Source organism: Mangrovihabitans endophyticus (genome assembly GCF_014646155.1).
GTDB classification, from domain to species: Bacteria; Actinomycetota; Actinomycetes; order Mycobacteriales; family Micromonosporaceae; genus Actinoplanes; species Actinoplanes endophyticus.
The window spans coordinates 1-2,029 of the sequence record NZ_BMMX01000083.1; the positions used below are offsets into that span (position 1 = coordinate 1).

3 protein-coding genes are annotated in these 2,029 nt (G+C 66.0%); 1 reads left to right on the top strand and 2 read right to left on the bottom strand.

Going from position 1 to position 2,029, the window contains the following annotated elements; all coding sequences use genetic code 11:
• Window positions 1–73: 73 nt before the first annotated feature.
• Both IEY73_RS32105 and IEY73_RS32110 read right to left on the bottom strand, forming a co-directional pair.
• Window positions 74–880, bottom strand: coding sequence for an inositol monophosphatase family protein (locus tag IEY73_RS32105; protein ID WP_189083118.1), 807 nt, complete (start codon window positions 878–880; stop codon window positions 74–76).
• Window positions 877–1,230 carry a DUF5919 domain-containing protein gene (locus tag IEY73_RS32110; protein ID WP_229716367.1) on the bottom strand — a complete coding sequence of 118 codons (354 nt, stop codon included), beginning with the start codon at window positions 1,228–1,230 and terminating at the stop codon, window positions 877–879. Before IEY73_RS32110 ends, IEY73_RS32105 begins: the two co-directional genes overlap by 4 nt.
• A gap of 187 nt (window positions 1,231–1,417) precedes the next feature.
• On the opposite strand from IEY73_RS32110, the gene IEY73_RS32115 reads away from it, so the two are divergent.
• Entirely contained in the window at window positions 1,418–1,687 is a 270-nt protein-coding gene (locus IEY73_RS32115; protein ID WP_189083119.1) for a hypothetical protein, read from the top strand.
• The last annotated feature ends 342 nt before the right edge of the window (window positions 1,688–2,029 follow it).

The window sequence follows — 2,029 nt, forward strand, 5'->3', positions numbered from 1 at the left end:
GCCGGAGAGGCACTTCCGTCTATTTACACGCCGGTCGGACCCACCAGTTGATGATCACCGTGAATCACCCGGGTTAGTGCTCTGTGTTGCTGGGTGGGGTTGTGGTGATGAGTTTGAGGAGGTGTGGCATGAGGGTGGGGTTGGTGGCGATGGTGGTGGGAGCGTGGAGGGTGTGGGGTGTTCCGTGGTGGTCGGTGATGTGGGCGCCGGCTTCGCGGGCGATGATGACGCCTGCTGCGGTGTCCCAGGGTTTGTTGGTGAGCATGGCGATGGCGTCGATTTTGCCGGCGGCGAGCCAGGCGAGGTCGATGGCGGCGGAGCCGTGCATGCGGATGCGTTGCACGGTGGCGGCGAGTCGTTGCGTCATGGTGAATCGGTGGTGGTTTTTCTCGGCGGCGTTCTCGCCGACGGCGTAGTCCCCGATGGCGACGACGGCTTCGGCCAGGTCGCTGGTGGTGCTGACGTGCAGGGGCTGGCTGTCGAGGTGGGCGCCGTGGCCTTCGGCGGCGCTGTACCGGCCGCCGAGAAAAGGCAGTCCGATGACGCCCAGGACGGGGCGGTCGCTGGCGATCAGGCCGAGGGAGATGGCGCATAGGGGTGAGCCGTGGATGAAGTTGACGGTGCCGTCGACGGGGTCCAGTGCCCAGGTGAGTCTGCTGGTGTTGCCGCTGGTGCCGTTTTCTTCGCCGAGGAAGCCGATGTCGGGGGTTTTCTCGGCGAGGAACGCGCGGAGGTGTTCTTCGATGGCGTAGTCGACGTCGGAGGCCATGTCCCGGTCGCCTTTGGCGGTGAGGGCGCCGGGTTGCCGGGTGCGCATGATCTGTGTGGCCAGGTCGACGGCGTGGTGGGCGATGGGCAGCAGGTCGGCGGGGTTGGTCATCGGGGCTGTCCACCGTTCCCGAGGTGGCCGGCGGTGTGGCCTTCTTCGTCTTCGCGTTGCCGGATGGCGCGGCCGGCGGGGTCGAGGAACAGCAGCCGCAGCCGGGCGCCGTTCTCGACGAGGTGGGCGAGTTGGGTGTCGGCGTATTGCTGGCAGATGAGGTTGAGGGACAGCCCGGCGGCGCGGATGTCGGTGGCGCCGTCGAACAAGGCGTGTGGGGGCATGGTGGAGGTGAACGCGGACCGGCTGGGGTAGACGGCGTCGACGTCGGCGTACTGCGCGGTGCGGGCCTGCTCGGCCCGTTCACTGCGGCGTTGGCGAATGCTATCCGGCGACCGGATAGAAGTCATTCCTTGATGGACTACCACCGGTGATGGGTTACCCGCCGCCGGACGCCCAGGATCGCTGGTACGGCGATGTCATCGCGGGTTTGCCAGTCATCTCGGCCGCTGTCGTGGCGGTGCGGATTCGGTGCCCTCTTTGCGATGCCTGTCGTTCGCGGGGGTCCTATCCGAATTTCGTGAAGGGAGTTTGGTCATGACTGTTCAGGTCACGGTAGGTGAGAACACTGGTGCGCCCAGCAGCAGCGACACACGGGGCACGGTGACTGCTGTGGTCATGCACAATCCGGATGTTCCGGCGCAGCTTCCGATGGTGGAGCTGACCGCCACGGTTGGCGACCGGGTCTGCTCGGCACGACTCACGATCAACGAGGCGGAGATCCTGCACGGGGCTCTCGACTCGATCATCTTGGACGCCGCGATGCTGGCCGGCAAGGCGACCATCGCCCGCAACAGCGACGCCTGATCAACCGGACCGGCTAGAGCGAGGACGGTGCTGGCGCGCCCTCCTCGTTGCTGCTGCAGGACCGCGAGGTCGCGAGCGCCATGGACCGCCGCGCAGCCAAACGTAACGCAAAGTGACCGCCCTAGATGGCGGACGGTAAGAAAGGCACCAACAAGACGATCGAGAAGCCACCCAAGAAGAAACCATGCTGAGGCCGAGCCGAGCAGTCAAAAGATGAGTTCCGACTCGGCCGAGCAGCCCGCGAATGGCCATGAAGATCAACAGCCTCGCCTGGGCGTCCACCAAGCGTGGGGTGCTCCGAGAACGGGTGCGTGAGGTTCCGGGGTGGTCCCCCACCGGAAC